Origin of the sequence: Streptomyces sp. NPDC090108 (genome assembly GCF_044747185.1) — a bacterium.
GTDB lineage: Bacteria > Actinomycetota > Actinomycetes > Streptomycetales > Streptomycetaceae > Streptomyces.
Map to the genome: position 1 here is coordinate 672812 of NZ_JBIVDQ010000005.1, position 20129 is coordinate 692940.

The window sequence follows — 20129 nt, forward strand, 5'->3', positions numbered from 1 at the left end:
GACGTGATCCACCCTCACCCGCCACAGCGACCACCCCCTACGCCCACGGAGCGCCGCATGACAGGGCAGGACCCCACGGCCGTCGTGATCGACACCAGCAGACCGCATCCCGCCCGGATGTACGACTGGTACCTCGGCGGCAAGGACAACTACCCCGTCGACGAGGAGATGGGCCGCCAGATGCTGGCCCTCGAACCCCGGGTGCCGGTGATGGCCCGCGTCAACCGCGCCTTCATGCACCGCGCCACGCGCTGGCTGGCCCAGCAGGGCGTGCGGCAGTTCCTGGACATCGGCACCGGCATCCCCACCGAACCCAACCTGCACCAGATCGCCCAGCGGGTCGCGCCGGACGCCCGCGTCGTCTACTGCGACAACGACCCCATCGTGCTCGCCCACGCGGCGGCCCTGCTGCGCGGCACACCCGAGGGAACGACCGAGTACCTCCAGGCCGACGTACGCGACCCGGACGCCATCCTGGCGGGCGCGAAACAGACCCTCGACCTCGACCGCCCGGTCGCGCTGTCCCTGGTCGCCGTCCTGCACTTCGTCCCCGACGAGGACGGCGCCCACGAACTGGTCGCCCGGCTGCTGTCCGAACTGGCCCCCGGCAGCCACCTGATGATGACCCACGCCACCGCCGACTTCACCCCCGAGGAGTCCGCGGTCGCCACGGCCCGGCTCAAGTCGGCCGGCGTCACCCTCGCCCTGCGCTCCCGCGCCGAGTTCACCCACTTCTTCGACGGCCTCGACCTGGTACCGCCCGGCGTCGAGACCGTCCACCGCTGGCACCCCGAACTGGGCGACCCGGTCCCCGGGCAGGACGACGGCGTGATCCCGGGATACGGCGCGGTGGCACGGAAACGCTGACCGGCCGACGGTGACCGGGCCGGGCGGCCTGACGCGGTGCCGGCCGACGGTGACCGGGCGAGGTGCCTTGACGCGGTGACGGCCGACGGTGACCGGGCCGGGCGGCCTGACGCGGTGACGGCCGACGGTGACCGGGCGAGGTGCCTTGACGCGGTGACGGCCGACGGTGACCGGGCGAGGTGCCTTGACGCGGTGACGGCCGACGGTGACCGGGCCGGGTGGCCTGACGCGGTGCCGGCCGTCGGTGACCGGTGGGGTGCTCTGACTCGGCGACGGCCGACGGTGACTCTTACGCGGTGCAGGGGCCGTCACACGGCCATCGGGCGATCGTGGGGCGTTATCGGCGCCGGCAGCCACGAACTGCCGGTCAGATAACGGTCCACGGCGGCCGCCACCGCCCGCCCCTCCGCGACGGCCCACACGATGAGCGACTGGCCGCGCGCCGCGTCCCCGGCCGCGAACACCCCCGGCACCCCGGTCCCGAAGCCGGAGTCCCGGGCCAGCCTGCCACGGGCGTCCACAGCCAGACCCAGCTGACCGACGAGCCCGTCCCCGAGGTCCGGCCCGGAGAAGCCGAGGGCCAGCAGGACCAGATCGGCCGGAACCGTACGACCGGGCCCCGGCAGCGGCTGCCGCAGCTCATCGACCTCCACGAGGTGCAGCGACCGCACGTGCCCCCCGCCGTCCCCGTCGAACCGCAGCGTGGACGCCGCGAACAGCCGCGCGTCCGCGTCCGCCGCGGGAGCGGTCCGCAGCTCCCGCGCCTCCTCGTGCGCCGCCGACAGCCGGTAGATCTTCGGATACGTCGGCCACGGCTCCGCGTCCTCGTCGCGCGCCTCACCCGGCTGCGCGTAGATGTCCAGCTGGGTGACCGACGCGGCCCCGTCCCGCACCGCCGTCCCCAGACAGTCGGCGCCGGTGTCGCCACCGCCCACGATCACCACGTGCCGGCCCGCCGCGGACAGCGGCGAGACCTCCAGATCCCCCTCGCGCACCCGGTTCGCCAGCGGCAGGTACTCCATCGCCTGGTGGATCCCGGCCAGCTCCCGGCCCGGCACCTGGAGCTCCCGCCACGCCGTGGCCCCCGTGGCGACGACCACCGCGTCGTACCGCGCCCGCAGCTCGTCCGCCGGCACGTCCCGCCCCACCGCCGTCGACGTACGGAACCTGGTCCCCTCGGCCCGCATCTGGTCGAGCCGGCGGTCCAGATGCCGCTTCTCCATCTTGAACTCGGGGATGCCGTACCGCATCAGCCCGCCGATCCGGTCGTCCCTCTCGTACACGGCGACCGTGTGCCCCGCCCGCGTCAGCTGCTGCGCCGCCGCGAGCCCCGTCGGACCCGAGCCGATCACCGCCACGGTCTTCCCGGACAGCCGCTCCGGCGGACGCGGCGGGACGAACCCCTCCTCCCACGCCCGGTCGGCGATCGCGCACTCGACGTTCTTGATGGTGACCGCCGGCTGATTGATCGCGAGCACACACCCCGCCTCGCAGGGCGCCGGACACAGCCTGCCGGTGAACTCCGGGAAGTTGTTCGTGGCGTGCAGCCGTTCGCTCGCCGCCCGCCAGTCGGCGCGGGAGACCAGGTCGTTCCACTCGGGGATCAGATTGCCCAGCGGGCACGCGTCGTGGCAGAAGGGGATGCCGCAGTCCATGCAGCGGTCGGCCTGCGCGCCGATCAGCGGCAGCAGCGCGTCCGGGACGTAGACCTCGGCCCAGTCGTGGACCCGTTCCCCGACCGGGCGCCGCGGCCACTCCCGGCGCGGCGTGTGCATGAACCCCTTGGGATCGGCCATGGTCGTCTTCCTCGCGTACGCAGACCGGAGCACCGGGGCCGGCCGGGGCCCGTGCGTCTCGGACAGCACGTCTCCGGCTCGCTCCCGGGGTGCGTCCGGCACACATCCGGCAGTCTCACGACATCGTGCGGGCACTCTTTCCGCTCAGGGCGCGTTCTCGGCTCCGCGGGCACGCTTTCGGCCACGATACGTCGCCGGGGACATCCCCGCAGAGCGGCCGACGGCCCGCCGCCTGCGCCGGTCCGCGTCCCCCGTGCCCGCATCCGCCCGCGCCCGGCCGCGTGCCGTGCCCAGCCGTGTCCGCCCGCGTCCCCGTCGCCCGCGCCCGTCCGTGCCGGTCCGCGTCCCGTGCCCGCATCCGCCCGCGCCCGCCCGCGCCCGGCCGCGTGCCGTGTCCAGCCGCGCCCGCCCGTGTGGCCGCGCACCCGCCCGTCCGCGTGTCCACGTCGGTCCCACGTGCGCTCAGCCGGCATCGGCCGCCTCCCGCCGGCCCCAGCCCCGCAGCACGTCCTCCACCGGCGCGGCGATCCGCCGCCGCGCCTCCTGCCGGGACAGGCCGCTCATCAGCAGCTGGTCGTACGGCGTGTCCAGGTGCCGTACGGAGGCCGTCACCGCCGAGACCACCGCCCCCTGCGACAGCGCCCGCCCGTCCGCGGTACGCCCGACCCGCCCACTGCCCCGCTGGGACGCGTGAGCGGCGATCTCCCGTGCCCGCTCCCCGGGGCACCCCGGGAACAGCCGGCGGATCTCCGCCGCGAACGTCTCCGTGAAACGCCCGTCCTCCACCGCCCTGCGCTTCGCGTCCCGTGCCCGCCGCCGGTCCCTCGCCTCGGCGTCCGCCAGGCACCTGGCCTCGGCCCGCGTCAGGGCACCCTCCTCCACGAGCAGGCCCTGGCGCTCGTACCGGCTCCGGCGCCGGTTGTACCGCACCACCACCGCCCACAGCGCGCTCTCCTCCCGTGCCCTGCGCGTCAGCGCGGCGTCACCGCGCGGCAGGAACACCAGATGCCCCAGGTCGGCACAGTCCAGGCAGCGCGGCGCCCCCTCCTCCAGCATCAGCAGCGACAACGGCCCGCGCCGGCACCCGGCACACCGCTTGCGCCGCAGCGGCTGCACGACGACGGGTCCCCCGGGGGAGGGCGGAGGGACAGGACGAGTCATACGCGGTTCATTCCCGCTCCCGCCGCCGCGCACCATCCTGGGGGACTTCCCCCCCTCCCCTCCCCTCCCCCCGCCCCACCCCACCCCACCCCACCTCTCCCCTTCCCGCCCCGCCCGCCGAGCAAGGGGGCTTCCCGGGGGCGTGTCAGCACCCGGCATCATGGGTCTGTGCGACTTGAAGCGATCACCTGGGACCGGCTTGCCGATCAGCTCGCGGACCGGCTGCTCGCGCTGGAGCCGGCGGACGGGAGCGTCTGGCCCCGTGTCGCGGTCGACGGGGCGCCCGCCGCGCGGCCGGGAGAGCTGGCCGAGCGGGTCGCCGAGGCGCTGCGGGTGCGCGGCAGACCGTCGCTCGTCGTGGACACGGAGGGCTTTCTGCGTCCCGCCTCGCTCCGCCTGGAGCACGGACGACGGGACGTGGAGTCCTACTACGGCGGCTGGTTCGACACGAGTGCCCTATGGCGTGAGGTCTTCACCCCGCTCGATCCAGGGGGCGACGGCCGCGTCCTGCCCGACCTGTGGGATCCGGTCGCCGACCGTGCCACGCGGAGCTCCTACGTCCAGCTCCCGCCGGGCGGTGTGCTGTTGCTGCACGGCCCCTTTCTGCTGCGTCACTGGTTCCCCTTCGACCTGACCGTCCACCTCCTGCTCTCCCCGGGCGCCCTGCGCCGCCACACCCCGGAGAGCGGTCACTGGACGCTCCCCGCCTTCGAGCGCTACACCTCCGAGACCGACCCGGCCGGCACCGCCGACGTCCTCGTCCGCGCCGACGACCCGCGCCACCCCGCCTGGACGGGCTGAGCCGCGCGACCGGTACCCGCCGCGGCGCCCCTGCGCGCCGGCCCCGGCGGTGTCAGAGCCAGCCGTTGCGCCTGAAGCCCCGGTAGAGAGCGGCGCAGGCGAGCGCCATCACGCCCATGACGAGCGGATAACCGAAACGCCAGTGCAGCTCCGGCATGTGATCGAAGTTCATGCCGTAGACGCCGCAGACCATCGTCGGCACCGCGATCACCGCCGCCCACGCGGTGATCTTCCGCATGTCCTCGTTCTGGGCGACGGTCACCTGCGCGAGGTGCGCCTGCAGAATCGAGTTGAGCAACTCGTCGAACGAGGCGATCTGTTCCTTGGCCCGCATCAGGTGGTCCAGCACATCCCGGAAGTAGGCCCGTATCTCGGGGTCGACCACACGTATCTGCTCGGTCGCCAGGTCCTCCACCGGCCGTGCCAGCGGCACCACCGCCCGCTTCAGCTCCAGGAGTTCCCGCTTCAGCTGGTAGATCCGCCCGGGGTCCGCACGGGCGCCGCTCTCCGAGAACACGTCCGTCTCGACCTGGTCGATGTCCGCCTGCACGGCGTCCGTGACGTTCAGGTACTCGTCCACCACGTGGTCCGCTATCGCGTGCAGCACCGCCGACGGTCCCTTCGCGAGCTGGCGCGGGTCGGCCTCCAGTTCCTCCCGGAGCGGGCCCAGCGAGCCGTGCCGCCCGTGCCGCACCGTGATGACGAAGTCCTCACCGACGAACAGCATGATCTCGCCGGTGTCCACCACCTCGCTGGTCGCCGTCAGCTGTTCGTGCTCCACGTAGCAGACGGTCTTGAACACCGCGAAGAGCGTGTCCCCGTACCGCTCCAGCTTCGGCCGCTGATGGGCCTCGACCGCGTCCTCCACCGCCAGGGGGTGCAGGTCGAACAGCTCGGCGATGCCGGTGAACTCACGGTCCGTCGGTTCGTGCAGCCCCAGCCAGACGAAACCCTCACCGTTCTTGCGCACCGCCTTCACGGATTCCACCAGGTCCGCGCCGCCCGGAACCCGGACACCGTCCCGGTAGATGACGCAGTTCACCACCGAGGAGCCCAGCGGCGACCTGGCGGGATGGCTCAGGTCCACGCGCGGCCGCCGCCGGCCCAGCCGCGCCACCTTGCGCAGGCCGCCGACCCGGCTCAGCCCCGTGACCTTCCGCAGATTTCCTGCCATGGACATCTGGATCTCCTCGCGTGGATCTCCCCGTGCAACGCTTTCGCGCCGTGCCCGGTCAGTGTGCCAGTCCGGCGCGAAGTGCGGGTAAGCCTGTGGGAGCAGCCAGTTCCGCTTTGTTCCCGCCTGTGGACGGAGCGTCGGGAGTCTCCGGTGAGGAGGGCGGCTGGGATGATCGTCGGCATGACGCGACCCGACGGCTACCTCCTGGACAACCGGCAGAGCGAGGCGGGGGAGCGCTTCGACGCCTTCGCCTCCCTCTTCGACCCCACGACCTTCCGGCACCTCGAGCGCCTCGGTGTCGGAGCCGGCTGGCGCTGCTGGGAGGTCGGTGCGGGCGGCACGTCCGTGGTGACCTGGCTCGCCAAGAGGACCGGGCCCACCGGCAAGGTCGTCGCCACCGACATCGACACCTCACGGCTCGCCGCGGCGGCCCGGCCACCGGTGGAGGTGCGGACCCACGACGTGGGCGCGGAGGAGCCGCCGGGGGAGGGATTCGACCTGGTGCACGCACGGCTGGTCCTCGTCCATGTGCCGGACCGGGACCGTGCGTTGCGGTCCATGGTCAAGGCGCTGCGCCCCGGCGGACGGCTCCTGATCGAGGACGCCGACCCCGCGCTCCAGCCGCTGCTCTGCCCCGACGAGCACGGTCCCGAGCAGCAGCTCGCCAACCGGCTGCGGCAGGGCTTCCGCAAGCTCCTCGCCGACCGCGGCGCCGATCTGTCCTACGGCCGCAGGCTCCCGCGTCTGCTCCGTGAGGCCGGGCTGCGCCAGGTGGAGGCCGACGCCTACTTCCCCATGACCTCGGCCGCCTGCGCGGCCCTGGAGTCCGCCACGGTCCGTCAGATCCGCGACCGGCTCGTGAGCGCCGGCCTCGCCGACGACGAGGAGATCGACCGCCACCTGGCCAACGTGGAAGCGGGCGGCATGGACCTGGCCACCGCGCCGATGATCTCGGCCTGGGGCCGCAAGGGCTGAGAGCCGCCCGCCACGGTCCGCCTCCCGTGAGCCGGCGTCAGGACTCCGCCCGGGAAAGCCCTTCCCGTGCGGCCGGGCGCGACGGCCGGGCGGGCCGGGCGCCCACCTGTTCCACCGCCCGCGCTCCCGCCCCGCACCCGGCCTCCGCCGCCGCCACGGGATCCGCGCCCGCGAGCAGCGCGGCGAGGAACGCCCCGGTGAAGGCGTCACCCGCGCCGGTGGTGTCCCGCGGGGTCGCCGGCACCGCCGGGACGCGGCCGAGCACGGACCCCGACCGGGCCACCAGCGCCCCGTGCGCACCGGACTTGGCCACCACCCAGGGGACGATCCCGCTCAACCGGGCCGCCGCGTCCGCCCAGTCGGACACCCCGGCCAGGAGGCAGGCCTCGTCCCGGCTGGGCAGCAGCACGTCCAGCCTCTTCGCGAACTCCAGGAAACGGTCCACCCCGAGGCGCGGGAGGAAGCCCGCCGACGCCGGGTCGAGGCTGACCGGAATCCCGCGTGCGCGGGCCGCCGTGACCGCCAGCCCCGCGAGGGCCCGGCTCGGCTCCGAGAACAGCAGATAGCCGGACAGGTGCAGTCCTGCCACCCCGTCGAGCAACGCGTCCGACCAGTCGGCCGGTTCGAGCCGCAGCGAGGCCCCGCTGTCCGTGAGGAAGGTGCGCTCGGCGGACGACCCCTTGTCGACCAGGCAGATCACGGTGCCGGTCGCCGCCTCCGTATCGGCCACCAGCAGCGGCCGCACCCCGGCCGAGGCCAGCTCCCGCGCGTGCCGGTCCGCCGCGTCCGCGCCGACGCGCCCCAGCAGCCGTACGTCCGGGCAGCCCGCGTCGGCGGCCCAGCACGCCACGTTGGCGCCCGCACCGCCCGGCAGGGTCCGGATCACGGCCGCGGTGTCGGTGCCCGTCGCGAGCGGACCGCGGTGCCGGACGACGACATCGTCGACGACGTCCCCGACGACCAGCAGCGCCCCCGCCCGGCCCCTGGTCATCGCCGTGTCCACGCCACGGCGATACGCGCCGCCAGCCGTACGTTGCCGCGCACCGCCGCCAGGTTGGCCTCCAGCGAGGCACCGTCGGTGTGCCGGACGAGGTAGCCGAGCAGGAAGGGCGTCACGGCCTGGCCGGTGATCCCCTCCGCGTCGCAGGCGTCGAGCGCGTCGGCGAGCACGCGCGCGTGGAGAACGGGATCGAGCTGCTCCCGCGGCGGCACCGGGTTGGCGACGATCAGCGCGGACTCCCGCGCGCCGAGCGCGTCCTGCGCCCGCATGACCTCCGCCACCTGCTCCGGGCTGTCCAGCGTCCAGTCGACCGGATGCCCGGAGTCGGACAGGTAGAAGCCGGGGAAGCGCCCGGTGCCGTACCCCGCGACGGCCACGCCCAGCGTCTCCAGCCGTTGCAGGGTCGCCGGCACGTCCAGGACCGACTTCACGCCCGCGCACACCACGGTGATGCGCGTCTTCGCCAGCAGACCCAGATCGGCCGACTCGTCCTGCGTCACCGTCCACTGACGGTGCACCCCGCCCAGGCCGCCCGTGGCGAACACCCGGATGCCCGCGAGCGCCGCCAGCTGCGCGGTCGCCGACACCGTGGTCGCCCCGCTCGCCCCCGCGGCCACGGCCGGCGGCAGATCGCGATGGCTCAGCTTGCGGATCCCGTCCTCGGTCGCGACCCGCTCCAGCTGTTCGCCGTCCAGCCCGACGCACGGGCGCCCGTCCAGCACGGCGACGGTCGCGGGCACGGCACCCTCCTGGCGGACCACGTCCTCCAGCTCCCGCGCCACCCGCAGATTGTCCGGACGCGGCAGCCCGTGCGCGATGATCGTGGACTCCAGGGCCACCACGGGCCGTCCCGCGCCGAGCGCCTCCCGGACCTCTTCCGCCATCACCAGCACCATGCGCCCGCCTCCAGTCCGCCGGTACGTGCTCACCCCTGGATCTCTGGCGGGCCGCGGGCCCGGCCAAACGCCCAGGGGCGCTCCTTGGCCGGCCGGTGACCGTCGCGGGCGCGGTGAGGCGGTACCCGGAGGCGCCCGCCGGCCGTCAGAACAGCGGCTCGGGCAGCACGCCCTCCAGAGCGAGCAGCTTCCGCTTGGTCTCCAGGCCGCCTCCGAAACCGCCGATGCCGCCGTCGCTCTCCACCACCCGGTGGCACGGCACGACGACCGGCAGCGGGTTGGACCCCATGGCGTTGCCCACCGCCTGCGCCCCGTCCGGGCGGCCGACCCGCCGGGCCAGATCGCCGTAGCCCACCACCGTGCCGTAGGGGACGCCGGAGGCCAGCTCGCGCAGCACCTGCCGGTTGAAGCCGGAGATCAGCGACCAGTCCAGGGGCAGCTCGAAGGACCGGCGCCCCCCGGCGAAGTACTCGTCGACCTGCCGTATCGCCTCGGCGAGCAGCGGCGAACCCGGATCCTCCACGGGGGCGGTGCCCAGCCGGGCCGTCAGTCCCTCCAGAGCCCGCGCGCGCACGGCGTCGGTGACGTGGAAGACCACGTTGACCAGTCCGTCGGGCGTGGTGGCCAGCAGCAGCGGACCGATCGTGGTGTCCACCACGGCCCACACGACCCGACGCTCGTCCTGTCCCTGGGTACCGGTGCTGTTCATGGGCCCACCGTACGGCCCGCCACCGACAACGCGGCCCGCTTCCCGATCCTTCGGCGCACCGTCCTTCAGTGCGCCCTGAGCGCCGCGCGCACCACGTCCGGCTTGTTGGAGATGATCCCGTCGACGCCGTAGCCCCGCACCTTCCGGGCGGCGGCCGCGTCGTTCACGGTCCAGGCGAACACCCCGAGCCGTTTGGTGTGCGGTCCTGTGAAGGAGTGCACGGAGGAGACGTAGCCGGCGGAGAGCGACCCGTACGAGGGATTGATCAGATCGGTGAAGCGCGCGTACTCGTGCAGTTCCGACACCGGCGGCTTGCCCAGGAAGCCGGTCACGACGGCCGGTTCGAGATCGTGCACGGTCCGCACGCTGTCCGCGCTGAAGCTCTGCACGATCAGCCGCCCGCGATGCTGCCGGTCCAGCCAGCTCTCGTTGCCGAGGAGCTTCAGGATCTGCTGCTCGATGCCCGGGTAGAGCTCGGGGTTCTTCACCTCCAGGAGCAGCTTTTCGTGATTGCGTTCGACCCGGTGCATGTACTGCTCCAGGGTCGGCACGCGCGTGCCCCTGTAGGCGGGGGAGTACCAGCCGCCCGCGTCCAGCCGGGCGATCTCGGCCGCGGTGAAGTCCTTCACCTTCCAGGGCGCGCGGCCGGGAAAGACGTCCTCGACGTTCGTGGTGCGCGCCAGGGTGTCGTCGTGGATGACCACCAGCCTGCCGTCCCTGGTGCGCTGGACGTCGTTCTCGACCCAGGTGAAGCCCAGCTCGGCGGCCTTGTCGACGGCGGGCAGGGTGTTCTCGGGAGCGTAGGCCGAGGCACCGCGGTGCGCGACCACCGTGGGCGCCGCGGACTCGCCGGCCCGGGCGGCGGACCCGGGCCACAGCAGTGCCGCGGTGCCCAGGATCGCGGTGGCCGTGACAGCAGCGGCACGCGCGTGCATGCGTACTCCTCGCGTCGAACGAATACCGACAGCATCAGATTGTCCGCAGCGGATCAAGAACACGCACGCGCAGGACGACCACAGAATGAACGTCCGCGCCCAACTCCGCTCACGAGTGCCGCACAACTGGGGCAAGGCCGTGTTTCTTTGCCGGAACATCGTTCGGCCATTCCGGTGGGAGTCATACTCTCAGCGTCAACCCTGATCGCCGTCGCGGTCCTGGGACGGGTGAACATCTCGGATGTTCCGCGACGCACAGAGGGCGGGAGGGCAGCCGCGCATGCAAGGCACGGTCGACGGATTCAGCTACGGGGTGGTGACCCCTGTGGTCGGCTTTCTCATGGCCTGCCTCGGGGGCGCCCTCGGCCTGCGCTGCACCACCCGGTCACTGCTGGTCACGGACCGCTGGCGGCCCGCCTGGCTGGCGCTCGGCTCGGCCGCCATCGGCTCCGGCATCTGGACCATGCACTTCGTGGCGATGATGGGCTTCAGCATCCAGAACGCGCCGATCCACTACGACCAGCCGATGACCTACGCGAGCCTCGGCCTGGCCATCCTCATGGTCGGCGTGGGGATCTTCATCGTCGGCTACCGGGGCGCCACCGGCACCCCCCTGTTCACCGGCGGCACGATCACCGGTCTGGGCATCGCCTCGATGCACTACCTCGGCATGGCGGGCATGCACTTCGACGGGCGGTTCGCCTACAACACGCTCACCGTGGGCGCCTCCGTCGTCATAGCGGTCGTGGCGGCCACCAGCGCCCTGTGGGCCGCCGGACGCGTCCAGGGCTTCCTGCGGAGCGTCGGGGCGAGCCTGGTCATGGGCCTGGCCGTCAGCGGCATGCACTACACCGGCATGGCCGCCGTCACCGTCCATCTGCACGCCGCCCCGGGCGCCGCCACGACCGGCTCACCGGCCGGCGTGCTCGCCCCCATGCTGATCGGACCGCTGGTCTTCCTGATCCTCGCCGGCGCCGTCGTGGTGTTCGACCCGCTGGTGATCACGGGCAGGCGGCCCCGGACCCCCGCCGAGGGCAAGCCGGGCGTCCCGGCCGCCGCCGTCGCCTCCCACCAGGACCGTCACCCGGCCCTGAACGGCGCTCGTGGACCGGTCCGCCGGTCCGGCTCCCTCGCCTCCCGGGCCCCGCAGAACCGCTGATCCGGGCCGGTTGTCAGTACGGGGCCGTACGGTGGATCCCATGCGGCCCGTTTCTCACATCGAACGCACGGTGGCGCCCTTCGAGGTCGTCAGCTCCTACCAGCCCAGCGGCGACCAGCCGGCGGCCATCGCCGACCTGGCCAGGCGCATCGAAGCCGGCGAGCAGGACGTCGTGCTGCTGGGCGCGACCGGCACCGGCAAGTCCGCCACCACCGCCTGGATGATCGAGAAGCTCCAGCGCCCCACCCTGGTGATGGCGCCGAACAAGACGCTGGCCGCCCAGCTGGCCAACGAGTTCCGCGAGCTCCTGCCGAACAACGCGGTCGAATACTTCGTCTCGTACTACGACTACTACCAGCCCGAGGCGTACGTCCCGCAGTCGGACACCTACATCGAGAAGGACTCCTCGATCAACGAGGAGGTCGAGCGCCTGCGCCACTCGGCCACGAACTCCCTGCTCACCCGCCGTGACGTCGTCGTGGTCGCCTCGGTGTCCTGCATCTACGGCCTGGGCACGCCGCAGGAGTACGTGGACCGGATGGTCCCCCTCCGGGTCGGCGACGAGATCGACCGCGACGACCTGCTGCGCCGCTTCGTCGACATCCAGTACACGCGCAACGACACGGCCTTCACCCGGGGCACCTTCCGGGTGCGCGGCGACACCATCGAGATCTTCCCGGTCTACGAGGAGCTCGCCGTCCGCATCGAGATGTTCGGGGACGAGATCGAGGCGCTGTCCACGCTCCACCCGCTCACCGGCGAGATCATCAGCGACGACCAGCAGCTCTACGTCTTCCCGGCCTCCCACTACGTCGCGGGCCCCGAGCGCCTGGAGCGGGCCGTCAACGACATCGAGAAGGAACTCGTCGAGCGCCTGACCGAGCTGGAGAAGCAGGGCAAGCTCCTGGAGGCCCAGCGCCTGCGGATGCGCACCACGTACGACATCGAGATGCTCCGCCAGATCGGCAGCTGTTCCGGCGTCGAGAACTACTCGATGCACTTCGACGGCCGCTCGCCCGGCTCCCCGCCCAACACCCTGCTCGACTACTTCCCGGACGACTTCCTGCTCGTCATCGACGAGTCGCACGTCACCGTCCCGCAGATCGGCGCCATGTACGAGGGCGACGCCTCCCGCAAGCGCACCCTCGTCGAGCACGGCTTCCGGCTGCCCTCCGCCCTGGACAACCGTCCCCTGAAGTGGGAGGAGTTCCAGGAGCGCACCGGTCAGACCGTCTACCTGTCGGCGACCCCGGGCGCCTACGAGCTGTCCCGCGGGGACGGCGTCGTGGAGCAGATCATCCGCCCGACGGGCCTGGTCGACCCGGAGGTCGTGGTCAAGCCCACCGAGGGCCAGATCGACGACCTGGTGCACGAGATCCGCAAGCGCACCGAGAAGGACGAGCGTGTCCTGGTCACCACGCTGACCAAGAAGATGGCCGAGGACCTCACCGACTACTTCCTGGAACTCGGCATCCAGGTGCGCTACCTGCACAGCGACGTCGACACCCTGCGCCGCGTGGAGCTGCTGCGCGAGCTGCGCGCCGGCGAGTTCGACGTCCTGGTCGGCATCAACCTGCTGCGCGAGGGCCTCGACCTGCCCGAGGTGTCCCTGGTGGCCATCCTCGACGCCGACAAGGAGGGCTTCCTGCGCTCCGGCACCTCGCTGATCCAGACCATCGGCCGCGCGGCGCGCAATGTCTCCGGCCAGGTCCACATGTACGCCGACAAGATCACCCCGGCGATGGAGAAGGCCATCGACGAGACCAACCGGCGCCGGGAGAAGCAGGTCGCCTACAACAAGGCCAAGGGCATCGACCCGCAGCCGCTGCGCAAGAAGATCAACGACATCGTCGCGCAGATCGCCCGCGAGGAGGTCGACACCGAGCAGCTGCTCGGCTCCGGGTACCGCAAGCAGAAGGACGGCAAGGGGGCCAAGTCGCCCGTTCCGTCGCTCGGTGACCAGGCGGGCAGGGCGGCCAAGGGCGCGAAGGCGGGCAAGGCCGCCAAGGGCAAGGCGGGTGCCGCGGTGCCCACGGACCGTCCGGCGGCCGAGCTGGCGGAGCAGATCGAGGAGATGACCGAGCGGATGCGCGCGGCGGCCGCCGAGCTGCAGTTCGAGATCGCGGCCCGGCTGCGCGACGAGGTCTCCGAGATGAAGAAGGAGCTGCGGCAGATGCGGGAGGCGGGGCTCGCGTAGGCGCGGGGCGAGCGGAGCCGGGTCCGGCCGCGCCGGGCCCCGGTTCCCGGTCACAGCAAGGGAATGATCGCCGGCATCAGGTCCTGGAACGTGCGGCCGTTGGCCGGGACCTGGAGCGCGGTCACCTGCCAGTCCGTGCCCAGGCGGCTGAGCTTGGCCAGGACGTACGCGGTGCTCGTGCCGTTCGCCGGAAGGGCACAGGCGGCGAGCTCGCGTCCCGCCGTGTCGTCGAACAGACGCAGCGTCACCGTCCTGACCTCGGCGAACGTCAGCCCGGTGAAGGAGTTCAGCGTGAAGACGACGGCGTCGACGTGCACGGGGACCCGGGCGAGGTCCACGGTGATCGACTCGCTGGTGGGGCCCGGCGTGGTGAGGCTGTCTCCGCTGTGGCGGATGGACCCGTCGTCGCTGACGAGATGGCGGAAGAACACCACGTCCACCGGCTGCCCCTGGCTGAAGCACACCGCGGAGGCGTCCAGATCGAGGTCACTCGGCTCGCGGAACCTCCTGAGAAGTCCGCGCGGGCGCTGACCGATCCAGCTCGTCTCGACGCGCAGGACCTCCACGGCACCGTTCCCGGCCCGCGGCAGGCGGAGTGTCTGTCCCGGCCACAGGACGACGCGTTCTCCGGCAGGGGCCGCCGTCGCCCCGCCGCCCTGCCCCGGCTCCGCCGTGTCCTCGTCGTCGGCTCCGGCAGGTCCCCCGGCACCGCCGATGCCGTCGGTCTGCTCCGCCTGTTCCTCGACCGGTTCCTCGGTCTGCTGCTGCGCCTGTTCCTCGACCGGCTCCTCTGCCTGTCGGCCGACCGGTTCCTCGGTCTGCTGCTGCGCCTGTTCCTCGACCGGTTCCTCGGCCGGCTCCTGGGCGAGTGCGATTCGCAGCAGTCTCAACACCTGTGCCGGCGCCTCCGCCAGGGACGAACCGCCCGCCAGGGCCGCCCAGGCGCCCCCGCCCGGCAGCCCCCCGGCACCCCGCGGGCCGGTCCTGCGCACCGGGCCACGGGCCACGGCCCGGGTCAGCGCGTCGTACAGCCGCCACGCCTCGCGCGTGCTGAGCAGCGAGATGAAGTGCTCCCGCACCGCGGGCCGGTACCGCACCCACGCCGATTCGTCGTCCCCGGCCGGGACCCGCTTGCCGGGGACGACGGGACCTCCGACGAGGAACTCCGCAAGGTCCGACTCGGTGGCCTCGGGCACGAGGTCCTCCGCGATCAGCCGAAGCAGCGGAATGCCGAACTCCGGGAAGGGGGAGCAGAGCACGGCCAGCCGTACCGCCGCGACCGAGGCCCTGTCCTGGAAGGCCTTCGCCAGCGCGCCTTCGTCACCCTGCGCGTCGCCCCCTCCGGCGTCGGCCGGCCCCCACCGTTCCACGGCCTGTCCGCCGCCGGAAGCGGGCACCAGCAGCGCGTCGCACCCGGCGGGACCGCACCGCATCAGCGTGCGCGTCCAGCGCGCGAGGGACGGTGCCGACAGCGTGACCGTCGGCACCGGCAGTCCCCGCGTCCCCGGAGGGGCCCTGAAGATCAGCCCGCCGTTCGGGGCCCCCGGCATGCCCGCGGACGTGACCCGGACCGCGGCGAGTTCCACGCCCACGTGCCGCCAGACGCGGACGGGAAGCGGGTTGACGAGGGCGGTCACGTTCCCGCGCGCCCATCGGTGCAGCCGTCCCCACAGATGCCCGCTGCGCCACGCGCGGGCCGTGCAGTCCGAGAAGACGAGGACGAGGCCGCGCCGTCCGGGCCGTGCAGGACCCGACAGCGCGGCGCCGTTCGCCGGACGCCGCGCGGAGACGTGCAGCCCGGGAGCGGGCAGATCGGCGTCGATCGTGAGGATCCGGACCGTACGGAAGGCGTTGAGGGAGCCCAGCAGACGGACCAGTTCGCCGGCCGTCTCCTGCCACACGGACATGGACGTACTGGAGTCCACCACCAGCGTCAGGTCGAACCAGCGTTCCGGCGCGGGGGAGAACACGGGCGAGAGTTCGCCGGTGCGGCCGTACTCCGCCACGGTGGAGCCGACGTCCAGCTGCCGCAGGCGGCCGTGCGGCCATGGCTGCCGGAGCGGGTACAGCGCGCGGAGCAGGTCGCGTTCCCTGAGGAGCCGCTGCCGGCCGGGAACCGCGACGGGGCGTTCCGGGACCTCCTCGTCCTCGCGGCCGGGTTCCTCGGCACCGGTGCCCGGGTCCGCCACCGGGGGCGCCGCCTCGTCCGCCGCGCGGACCACGGCCGGCCGCGCGGTGGGCGTGGGCACGTCGGTGGACGCCGGTTCTCCGCCGGCGGGCGCCGGCGGCGGGGGTGCCCCGAGCCCGGCGAGCCACAGGAGTTCCGCGATGCCCAGGGCGTCGCGTCCGGGGTCCGCGCGCAGCACCGCCCGCACGACGTGCGCCAGCGCGTCGCCCGGCTCCCCGGCGGGCCGCGGATCAGGCACGGGAGAGGTCCTTCAGCAGCAGCCTTTTCACCCGCTCCCGTTCGGCGGCGTCGGTCACCGCGGTCCCGTTGAGCAGGTGGATGGTGCTCAGCAGCTGGTCGACCGCGACGGTCTCGCCCGCCGCGACGCGCTCGACGAACTCCCGGACGAGTTCCGCCTCGGGGCTTCCCTCGTGGACCTCCAGACCCAGGTGGCTCCGTACCACCTCCCGCATCAGCGACACCGTGGGAGGCGGCATGGTGTAGCGGACGCAGCGGCGCAGGAAGGCGGGCGACAGCTCCTGGTCGCCGTTGCTCGTCATGACGATGAAGGGGAACTCCGTGCAGCGGACCCGGCCGTTCTCGACACCGTGCACGACCTCCGGTTCCCAGGTGCGCACCTCGGCCGTCCTGCGGTTCTCCCGCAGCAGTTCGACGACGGTGTACTCGCCGCGTTCCAGCACGTCGAGGAGGTCGCCGGGCAGATCGAGGTCGGCCTTGTCGATCTCGTCGACGAGCAGGGCGCGCGGCCGGCGGGCCGGCAGCAGGGCGGTGCCCAGCGGGCCGAGCTGCAGGAAGGAGGCGATGTCGTCCGGCGAGCCGGGGGCGTCCGCACGGTCCCGGGCGAGCCGGTGGGCGTGGATCCGGCCCAGGGCGTCGTAGCGGTACAGGGCGTCGGCCAGGGTGCTGCGGGAGGTGATCTGCCAGCGCAGCACCGCCCCGAGGCCCAGCTCCAGGGCCACCTGCTCGATCACCGTCGACTTGCCGGAGCCCGGCGGCCCGGTGATGAGCAGCGGGCGCCGCAGGCACAGGGCGGCGTTCACGGCGTCGGTCAGCCCTTCGGGCGGCTGGAAGACGTCCCCGGCCGGCCGGTGCGGGAAGGTCCGCCAGGGTGGCGCGGGCGGCAGCCAGGTGTGCGGCCGGGGCTCTCCGGTCCCGGTGTAGAACGTGTTCCAGGTCATGTCTCCTCCTTGCCGGGGCAGGACTCGGCCGGCGGCACACGCCGGGAGATGCCGCGGCAGAACGCCAGCCACTCCCCGCTGTCCCACACGGCCCGCAGATCGGCCACCGGCTCCCCGTCGTCGCCGAGCCAGCGGCGCCGGTAGGCGTGGGTCAGCCCCACGGGCATGGTCGGCCAGTACCGTTCGAGGCAGTCCCGGCCGGCGGCGTGGTGGCTGTCGCGGCGGGGCCAGAGAAACACCGGGGTGTACGACAGGAGCGTCTCCATCAGCGTCTCGTCGCCCGCCGGGTGGTACAGCAGTCCGATGCCCCGGGCGTAACGGCCCCTGCGCAGCTCGCCGCGGAGCACCTCGGGGTCGCGCACGGCCTGCCGGTCCAGCCAGTCCACGGGTACGCCGGCGGTGCTGCTCAGCATCCGCTCCCAGCGGTCCATCACCACGTTCTGCAGCCTTCTGAGCGGCCGCGTCGGCGCGAGCCGCCCGCTCCAGTGCAGGACCACGACGAACTGGTGGCCCAGCCACACGCCCAGGCCGGCCTCCTCCGGGTGCCAGTCCAGCAGTCTGGCGGCGGGCAGCGCGACATCGAGCCGGTGGAGCCCGAGGCCGCGTTCCCTGGCCTCGTCCTCGGCCCAGAGCACCGCCTCGTCCAGCACCTCCTCCACGCGCGCCTGGTCGGCGCCGGGTGTGTCGTACTGCTCGTGGCCGACCACGGCACCGTCCTGCAGCAGCCACGCGTCCACCGAGTCGGGCCAGTCGCCGGTCAGCGACGCGTGCAGGCTGACCACCAGGCTCAGTTGCTGGTCCTCGCGCAGCTCGCGGGCGAAGGCGAGGGCGTCGTTGAGGGCCACGGAGGCGTCGATGGAGCGGGCCCAGCGCCTGACGGCCGGGTCGGCGGGATCCTGTCCGGCCTCCGTGCCCAGCAGCACCACGAACCGGGTGAGCCAGCGCAGACAGTCCGGATCGGTGACCGGGTGCTCGTGGACGAAGTGGTCGACGGCCTCCGGGAGCGTGGGACGGGGCACCGCCGTGGGGCGCTGCGCCTCGGCCGTCAGCACGGCGCTGAGCGCCCGGCGCAGATGCGCGGTGGTGACGTCGCCGCCGAGCCAGCCGGACAGCAGGTCCATCGTGCGGAAGGTGATGACGAGGGCTTTCACGGCGCGTACGGCCCGCTGGGTCATGGGGGTCGGGGGACGTGCGGTCAGGGTGCCGAGCAGGGCCGTGGCGTCGTCGAGCGAGGCCGGCACGTGGCCGTGGTCGAGCGGCGGTTCCAGGGCGGCGAGGGCGGCGGCGAGTTCCTCCCGCGCCCGTGGCCCGAGGGCGCCGGAGCGTACGGCGGACCGCTCGGGGTGGCGTGGGTTGGGCGCGAGCCACAGCGGTTCCCGCGCGAACGGGTGGCCGTCCCAGTCCTGGAAGCCGACGTTCTGGCCGGGGAGCCGGCCCCGCAGCGCCCTGGCGGCCGTACCGGCGTCGATGAACCGGCCGCCCTCGTCGGCGCCCCGCTGGAGGAGGCCGGCGAGTTCCCGGGAGAGCCTGAGGTCGATGGCGGGCTGCGCGGCCCCGCAGGAGGTCAGCACCGCCAGCCGCGAACTGCCGCCCCGCACACCGGCCGCCAGCTCGCGGGAATCGGGCATCGCGCCGCCGGCGTGGCACGTGTCCACGACGCAGACGACCCCGTGCACGCCGTCGCGGTCGGCCGCGTCCCGCAGCAGCGGCCCCACCTCGACGGCTCTGTCGCGCTCCTCGGGACGGGAGTCGGCGCCCATGTAGTAGAGCGAACTGGTCGCTCCGGGGACGAAGCCGTGCCCGAGCAGCGCCAGTACGAGCACGGCTCCGCGCTCGCCGGCGAAGCGGTACGCGTCGCGTACGTGCCCGTCGATGCTCCCGGCCGCCAGATCCGGTCCGACCAGCAGCGAACGGCCGTCGGGCAGCCCCGGGGCGCAGCCGCCGAGGTCCGGGTCGGACAGCACACCGTGCAGCAGCGTCGCCGATTCGGTCAGCCGGTCGAGGTGCCCCATGGCGGCGCACTGGGCCCCGACGACCAGCAGATGACGCGGTGGGGGCGCGGAGGCCAGGGTCATCGCTCTTCGGCGGTGGCCGCCGCGGCGCGCAGCGCCTCGGCGATCGGGCCGGCCACGGCGGGCTGCTCCAGGTACAGCCTGGCCGGGTGGACCCAGAATCCGGTGGAGTCGACCCGTCTGCTGACCGGTCCGACCATCGCGCTGTTGGGGCCGAAGTCGTCCTCCAGGCGCTGGCGTACGGCGACCGGGTCGTCGTGGTCGAAGAAGTTCAGCCACGCGTCGACCTTCTCGGGGGTGCGCTGCGGGCGGGGCACCAGCCGCGGCCAGACGACCGTGCGCATGCCGAGCGGCGAGCCGAGGGTCACCAGGAGCCCTGTCCGTGCGGGGCGTTCGTGCAGGGTCTCCCAGGAGACGACGGTGCCCAGGGAATGGGTGACCAGGACCGTCGTGGCGGGACCCAGTTCCGGGGCCACCCGGTCGCGGACGCGGGCGTCGAGGGTGAGGCCCGAGGCGTCGGTCTCCCGGCGGGCGAGATAGCGCGCCACCTGGCCCAGGTCGCGGACCATGAGCTTCGGCGCGGTCCACTGCCCCAGTCCGCGGAACATCCGTGTGGACAGCACCGTGGTGGCCGCGTTCAGGGCGCGCCGGGCCCCGGCCATCGTGCCCTGCTCCTGCGCACGCGGGGCGGTCTGCACGCGCGCGTGGGCGAGGATCCGGGCCGCCTGTTCCTCGTGCTCGGAGCGGGGCGTCTGCGGGAGGGCGCCCGCGAGGCCGGCGAGCATCTCGTCGAGCAGCTGGAGGAGGATTCCCGCCGTGGCCTCGTCGGCCTCGTCCCCGGCCCCCGAGCCCTGGGCCTGCGCGGGCCGGAAGAGATCGGCGTAGTGGACGAAACGTCGGTCGACCTCGCCGTCGGACAGGCCGTCGGCCACGTCGGAATGGCCGGCGGCCCGCATCCCCGACGCCAGCGCGGCCGTCCAGCCGGCAAGTTCGGCCGCCGCGTCCCGCGGACCGCCCACCCCGTGCACGAACACCAGCCGAGGTCTCATCGCACCCCCGTCGCCCCCGTGCCGCACCT

The 20129-nt window shown here is 73.4% G+C and carries 16 protein-coding genes and 1 pseudogene; 5 read left to right on the top strand and 12 right to left on the bottom strand.

The features are described 5' to 3' along the window. Positions 1 to 57 precede the first annotated feature (57 nt). The gene (locus ACIPRD_RS21220; protein WP_401565005.1) at positions 58 to 867 is read left to right on the top strand and encodes an SAM-dependent methyltransferase; all 810 of its coding nucleotides are present in this window, start codon (positions 58 to 60) and stop codon (positions 865 to 867) included. Positions 868 to 1175: 308 nt separating this feature from the next. On the opposite strand, the gene ACIPRD_RS21225 is transcribed toward ACIPRD_RS21220, so the two are convergent. Both ACIPRD_RS21225 and ACIPRD_RS21230 read right to left on the bottom strand, forming a co-directional pair. Continuing rightward, the gene (locus ACIPRD_RS21225) at positions 1176 to 2663 is read right to left on the bottom strand and encodes a glutamate synthase subunit beta (protein WP_356398736.1); all 1488 of its coding nucleotides are present in this window, start codon (positions 2661 to 2663) and stop codon (positions 1176 to 1178) included. 462 nt (positions 2664 to 3125) lie between these two features. Further along, the gene (locus tag ACIPRD_RS21230; protein WP_356398738.1) at positions 3126 to 3824 is read right to left on the bottom strand and encodes a DUF2293 domain-containing protein; all 699 of its coding nucleotides are present in this window, start codon (positions 3822 to 3824) and stop codon (positions 3126 to 3128) included. Between the two features lie 168 nt (positions 3825 to 3992). On the opposite strand from ACIPRD_RS21230, the gene ACIPRD_RS21235 reads away from it, so the two are divergent. Further along, positions 3993 to 4625, top strand: a complete 633-nt coding sequence (locus ACIPRD_RS21235) for a uridine kinase (protein ID WP_401565008.1) — start codon at positions 3993 to 3995, stop codon at positions 4623 to 4625. Between the two features lie 52 nt (positions 4626 to 4677). Here the strand turns inward: ACIPRD_RS21235 and corA are convergent, their stop codons facing one another. Next, on the bottom strand, positions 4678 to 5805 hold the full coding sequence (corA, locus tag ACIPRD_RS21240; protein ID WP_356398742.1) for a magnesium/cobalt transporter CorA: 1128 nt from the start codon (positions 5803 to 5805) through the stop codon (positions 4678 to 4680). Positions 5806 to 5982: 177 nt separating this feature from the next. On the opposite strand from corA, the gene ACIPRD_RS21245 reads away from it, so the two are divergent. Further along, entirely contained in the window at positions 5983 to 6777 is a 795-nt protein-coding gene (locus ACIPRD_RS21245; protein ID WP_401565011.1) for a methyltransferase, read from the top strand. Positions 6778 to 6814: 37 nt separating this feature from the next. Here ACIPRD_RS21245 and ACIPRD_RS21250 read toward each other — a convergent pair whose 3' ends face one another. From ACIPRD_RS21250 to ACIPRD_RS21265, 4 genes are all read right to left on the bottom strand, one after another. Beyond that, complete coding sequence (locus ACIPRD_RS21250; RefSeq protein ID WP_401565173.1) at positions 6815 to 7768, bottom strand: carbohydrate kinase family protein; 954 nt, start codon at positions 7766 to 7768, stop codon at positions 6815 to 6817. Further along, entirely contained in the window at positions 7765 to 8673 is a 909-nt protein-coding gene (locus tag ACIPRD_RS21255; protein WP_401565012.1) for a pseudouridine-5'-phosphate glycosidase, read from the bottom strand. The genes ACIPRD_RS21250 and ACIPRD_RS21255 overlap by 4 nt, the downstream gene beginning before the upstream one ends. Before the next feature lie 145 nt (positions 8674 to 8818). Further along, complete coding sequence (locus tag ACIPRD_RS21260; RefSeq protein ID WP_401565015.1) at positions 8819 to 9382, bottom strand: methylated-DNA--[protein]-cysteine S-methyltransferase; 564 nt, start codon at positions 9380 to 9382, stop codon at positions 8819 to 8821. A gap of 65 nt (positions 9383 to 9447) precedes the next feature. After that, entirely contained in the window at positions 9448 to 10317 is an 870-nt protein-coding gene (locus ACIPRD_RS21265; protein WP_401565018.1) for a glycerophosphodiester phosphodiesterase, read from the bottom strand. A gap of 280 nt (positions 10318 to 10597) precedes the next feature. On the opposite strand from ACIPRD_RS21265, the gene ACIPRD_RS21270 reads away from it, so the two are divergent. Both ACIPRD_RS21270 and uvrB read left to right on the top strand, forming a co-directional pair. Beyond that, the gene (locus ACIPRD_RS21270; protein WP_356398751.1) at positions 10598 to 11476 is read left to right on the top strand and encodes an MHYT domain-containing protein; all 879 of its coding nucleotides are present in this window, start codon (positions 10598 to 10600) and stop codon (positions 11474 to 11476) included. Positions 11477 to 11516: 40 nt separating this feature from the next. Next, positions 11517 to 13673 carry an excinuclease ABC subunit UvrB gene (gene uvrB / locus ACIPRD_RS21275; RefSeq protein WP_401565021.1) on the top strand — a complete coding sequence of 719 codons (2157 nt, stop codon included), beginning with the start codon at positions 11517 to 11519 and terminating at the stop codon, positions 13671 to 13673. Between the two features lie 50 nt (positions 13674 to 13723). Here uvrB and ACIPRD_RS21280 read toward each other — a convergent pair whose 3' ends face one another. From ACIPRD_RS21280 to ACIPRD_RS21300, 5 genes and pseudogenes are all read right to left on the bottom strand, one after another. Further along, the gene (locus ACIPRD_RS21280; RefSeq protein WP_401565175.1) at positions 13724 to 14287 is read right to left on the bottom strand and encodes a TerD family protein; all 564 of its coding nucleotides are present in this window, start codon (positions 14285 to 14287) and stop codon (positions 13724 to 13726) included. Positions 14288 to 14683: 396 nt separating this feature from the next. Beyond that, positions 14684 to 16099: pseudogene (locus ACIPRD_RS21285) on the bottom strand (SAV_2336 N-terminal domain-related protein); the annotation flags it as partial. Continuing rightward, the gene (locus ACIPRD_RS21290; protein WP_401565023.1) at positions 16092 to 17039 is read right to left on the bottom strand and encodes an AAA family ATPase; all 948 of its coding nucleotides are present in this window, start codon (positions 17037 to 17039) and stop codon (positions 16092 to 16094) included. The pseudogene ACIPRD_RS21285 and the gene ACIPRD_RS21290, both read right to left, overlap by 8 nt. After that, complete coding sequence (locus tag ACIPRD_RS21295; protein WP_356398757.1) at positions 17036 to 19114, bottom strand: hypothetical protein; 2079 nt, start codon at positions 19112 to 19114, stop codon at positions 17036 to 17038. The genes ACIPRD_RS21290 and ACIPRD_RS21295 overlap by 4 nt, the downstream gene beginning before the upstream one ends. Next, the gene (locus tag ACIPRD_RS21300; protein WP_401565026.1) at positions 19111 to 20100 is read right to left on the bottom strand and encodes a hypothetical protein; all 990 of its coding nucleotides are present in this window, start codon (positions 20098 to 20100) and stop codon (positions 19111 to 19113) included. The genes ACIPRD_RS21295 and ACIPRD_RS21300 overlap by 4 nt, the downstream gene beginning before the upstream one ends. Positions 20101 to 20129 lie beyond the last annotated feature (29 nt).